At 69.7% G+C, this 3,737-nt stretch carries 4 protein-coding genes; all 4 read right to left on the reverse strand.

Annotated features, from left to right (window positions below; translation table 11 throughout):
- Window positions 1-642, reverse strand: a 642-nt coding sequence (cysD, locus tag AX669_RS06675) for a sulfate adenylyltransferase subunit CysD (protein WP_062257392.1), incomplete at its 3' end; no start/stop codon positions are given.
- The gene (gene cysC, locus AX669_RS06680) at window positions 639-1,175 is read right to left on the reverse strand and encodes an adenylyl-sulfate kinase (RefSeq protein WP_050786489.1); all 537 of its coding nucleotides are present in this window, start codon (window positions 1,173-1,175) and stop codon (window positions 639-641) included. The genes cysC and cysD, both read right to left, overlap by 4 nt.
- Entirely contained in the window at window positions 1,172-1,876 is a 705-nt protein-coding gene (locus AX669_RS06685) for a phosphoadenylyl-sulfate reductase (RefSeq protein WP_006944887.1), read from the reverse strand. Before AX669_RS06685 ends, cysC begins: the two co-directional genes overlap by 4 nt.
- The gene (locus tag AX669_RS06690; protein ID WP_006944918.1) at window positions 1,873-3,558 is read right to left on the reverse strand and encodes a nitrite/sulfite reductase; all 1,686 of its coding nucleotides are present in this window, start codon (window positions 3,556-3,558) and stop codon (window positions 1,873-1,875) included. The genes AX669_RS06685 and AX669_RS06690 overlap by 4 nt, the downstream gene beginning before the upstream one ends.
- Between the last annotated feature and the right edge of the window lie 179 nt (window positions 3,559-3,737).

Below are 3,737 nucleotides of genomic sequence, written 5' to 3' on the forward strand. Positions count from 1 at the left end.
AGATGTGTATAAGAGACAGATGTAGCGCCAGACGTCCAGTTCGGTCCAGTTGCTCAGCGGGAACACACGCGTGTTCTCCCCGGGGGCGTGACGGCCGTTGTAGAGGTTCCACAGCTCCGGACGCTGCCCGCGCGGGTCCCACCCTCCCATGGCGCTGCGCACCGAGAAGATGCGCTCCTTCGCGCGCGCCCGATCCTCGTCCCGGCGCGCCCCGCCGAGGAGGGCGTCGAAGCGTTCTGCCTCGATCGTGTCGACGAGGGGCACCGTCTGCAGGGGGTTGCGGGTGCCGTCGGGGCGTTCCTGCAGGCGGCCGTCGGCGATCCAGTCCTCGACCGCCGCGACGTGGAGGCGCAGGCCATGACGGGCGACGACCTCGTCCCGGAACGCGATGACCTCAGGCAGGTTGTGGCCGGTGTCGACGTGCAGCAGCGTCAGCGGCAACGGCGCGGGGGCGAGCGCCTTGAGTGCGACGTGCAGCAGCACTGCGGAGTCCTTGCCGCCGCTGAACAGCAGCGCAGGGCGTTCGAACTCGGCGATGACCTCGCGGATGATCTCGATGGCCTCGGCCTCGAGTGCCCGCAACGTCGACAGCTCGCCGGCGGGGTTCGTGGAGACGTCCGGTGGCGTCATCGTCTCGGTCATGCGGGTGTCCTCTCCTCGTCGATGAGACGCAGGATCTCGGCGAGGGATTCCTCGATCGAGCGGCCCTGGGTCTCGAGACGCAATTCGGGGTTGGTCGGAACCTCGTAGGGGTCGTCGAGGCCTGTCATTCCGGTGAATTCGCCGGCCTCGGCCCGGGCGTACAGGCCCTTGACGTCGCGTCGCGCGCACTCCTCGAGCGACGTTGCGACGAAGACCTCGAGGTAGCGACTACCGCTGCGCTCGTGGCGTGCGCGGTTCTCGGCGCGTGCATCGGCGTACGGGGCGATGACCGGCACGATCGCCCACACACCGTTGCGGGCGAGCAGGTCGGCGACGAAACCGACGCGCGTCACGTGGGTGTTCCGGTCCGCCCGGGAGAACCCGAGGCCGGCGCTGAGGGAGGTGCGCAGTTCGTCGCCGTCGAGCAGTTCGACGCGTTCGCCCCGCTCGCGCAGGGTGGCGACGAGGCGCTCGGCGAGCGTCGACTTGCCCGCTCCGGACAGGCCCGTGAGCCACACGGTCGCGGCGCTCATGTGTTGATCCCGCATTCGACCTTGTCGCGGCCCGCCCAGCGTCCGGCGCGCGCGTCCTCGCCCGGCGCCACCCGGCGGGTGCACGTGGCGCACCCGATCGAGGGGTAGCCCTGGGTGAGCAGCGGGTTCGTGACGATGGCGTGCTCGGCGATGTAGGCCTCGACGTCGGCGTCGCTCCACGCGACGATCGGCGCGACCTTGATGCGTTCGCGGCGCTCGTCGAAGCTGACGACCGGTGTGTCGCGCCGCGTGATCGCCTCGCTGCGACGCACCCCGGTGGCCCACGCCTCGTAGCCGTCGAGGGCCTCGTCGAGCGGGTGGGTCTTGCGCAGCGTGCAGCACAGATCGGGGTCGCGTTCGAAGAGGTTCGCTCCGTACGTCGCGTCCTGCTGCGCGACACTCTGGGACGGTTCGAGGGTGCGCAGCGTGACGTCGTACGTCGAGGCGACCGCGTCGCGGGTCTGCAGCGTCTCTTCGAAGTGGTACCCGGTGTCGAGGAAGAGCACGTCGACGCCGGGCAGGCTGCGCGACGCGAGATGCGTCAGCACGGCGTCCTGCATGGAGGTGGCCACGGCGAAGCGTTCCCCGAACTCCGCGGCCGCCCAATCGAGCACGGCGTCCGCCGGTGCACCGTCGAGCTGGCCAGCGGCCCGAATCGCGATCCGACGCAGCTCGTCGGGCTCGCGCACGACCTGCGTCATCGCAGCTCCTCCTCGTCGGCGCGGCGGGCCCAGTCGCCGAAGCTCTCGCCGCTCTCGCGTGCGGCTATGTAGCGCGTCACGACGCGCTCGACGTAGTCGCCCAGCTCGCTCGCGGCGACCTTGTGGGCGCGCAGCTTGCGCCCGACGACGAGATCCTCGCCCAGGCCACCGCCGAGGTGGACCTGGTAGCCGGGCACCTGCTCGCCGGCGGTGTCGGTGATGATCTGGCCCTTGAGACCGATGTCCGCCACCTGGATGCGGGCGCAGCTGTTGGGGCAGCCGTTGAGATGGATCGCGATGGGGTGCTCGAGCTGGTCGTCGAGGTGAGCGAGACGCTCTTCGAGCTCGGCGACGAGGTCGTGGGCTCGCTGCTTCGTCTCGACGATGGCGAGCTTGCAGAACTCCAGGCCCGTGCACGCCATCGTCGCGCGGCGCCACGGCGACGGACGCCCGTCGAAGCCCAGCGGCCGCATCGTCTCGAGCAGCGGCTCGACGGCGTCGTCGGGCACGTCGAGGACGACGAGCTTCTGGTAGGCGGTCAGGCGCAGCCGGTCGCTGCCGGCGGCCTCCATCGCGTCGGCGACGCCCGCGAGCGCCGCGCCGCTCGTGCGCCCTGCGATCGGCGCGAACCCGACGAGGTTGCGTCCGTCCTTCTGACGATGCACACCGACGTGGTCGATCGTGTGCTTCGGCGTGGGCGCGGCGGGCCCGTCGAGCAGGGGGCGCCCGAGGTACTCGCGCTCCAGCACCTCACGCGTCTTGTCGGCGCCCCAGTCCTCGACGAGGTACTTGAGACGCGCGCGGTTGCGCAGCCGGCGGTAGCCGTGGTCGCGGAACAGCTTGACGGTCGCGAGCCAGACCTCGGGCACCTCTTCGAGCGGCACCCAGGCACCGAGGCGCAGCGCGAAGAACGCCTTCGTCGACAGCCCTCCCCCGATCTGCAGATCGAAGCCGGGGCCGTGGTCGGGGTGGACGACGCCGACGAAGCTGATGTCGTTGATCTCAGGGGCGGCGTCGGGCAGCCACGCGATCGACGACTTGAACTTGCGCGGCAGGTTCGCGAGATCCGGGTCGCCCACGTAGTTGGCCTTGATGAAGTCGATCGCGGGGGTCGCGTCGATCACCTCGTCGGGGTGCACGCCGGCCACCGGCGAACCGAGCGTGGTGCGCGTGCAGTCACCGCAGGCCTCGAGCGTGTCGAGACCGACGGCCTCGAGACGGCGCCAGATCTCCGGCACGTCCTCGATCGCGATCCAGTGGTACTGGATGTTGTTGCGGTCGGTGATGTCGGCCGTACCACGTGCGAAATCGGTGGAGATGCTCGCGAGCACCCGCAGCTGCTCGCGGGAGAGCTGCCCGCCGTCGATGCGCACGCGCATCATGAAGTACTCGTCGTCGAGCTCCTCGGGCGCCAGCGTCGCCGTCTTGCCGCCGTCGATGCCCTGCTTGCGCTGGGTGTACAGGCCCATCCAGCGCATGCGGCCGCGCAGGTCAGTGCCCGAGATGCTGTCGAAGCCCTCGCGGGCGTACTGCTCGAGGATGCGGGCGCGCACGTTGAGGGGCGCGTCCTCGGCCTTGAAGACCTCGTTCGGGTTGAGCGGGTCGAACTCGCCCTTGGCCCACTGCCCCTCGGGCTTGGCCGTGCGCTGCGTGGCGCGGGGACGTTCACTCGTCGTCGTCATCGTCCGCTCCTTCGTCGTTTCTCTCGGGCTCGAAGTACATAACCTTGTCTTCGGTTCAGCAAAACTGCAAATGATGGATAACGGGGTGTTCATCCTGTGGGAAGGCGCGGTGAGCCTGACGCGCCCACGGTGCGCCTGGCGTCACCGCGCCTTCCCACAGGATGAACACCCCGTTATCC

Source organism: Dermacoccus sp. CCH2-D9 (genome assembly GCF_001556795.1).
Taxonomy (GTDB): Bacteria; Actinomycetota; Actinomycetes; order Actinomycetales; family Dermatophilaceae; genus Dermacoccus; species Dermacoccus nishinomiyaensis.

Coding starts and splice junctions, on each gene's coding strand:
- cysC (WP_050786489.1), bottom strand. CDS start 1,175: ATGAGCGCCGCGACCGTGTGGCTCACGGGCCTGTCCGGAGCGGGCAAG.
- AX669_RS06690 (WP_006944918.1), bottom strand. CDS start 3,558: ATGACGACGACGAGTGAACGTCCCCGCGCCACGCAGCGCACGGCCAAG.
- AX669_RS06685 (WP_006944887.1), bottom strand. CDS start 1,876: ATGACGCAGGTCGTGCGCGAGCCCGACGAGCTGCGTCGGATCGCGATT.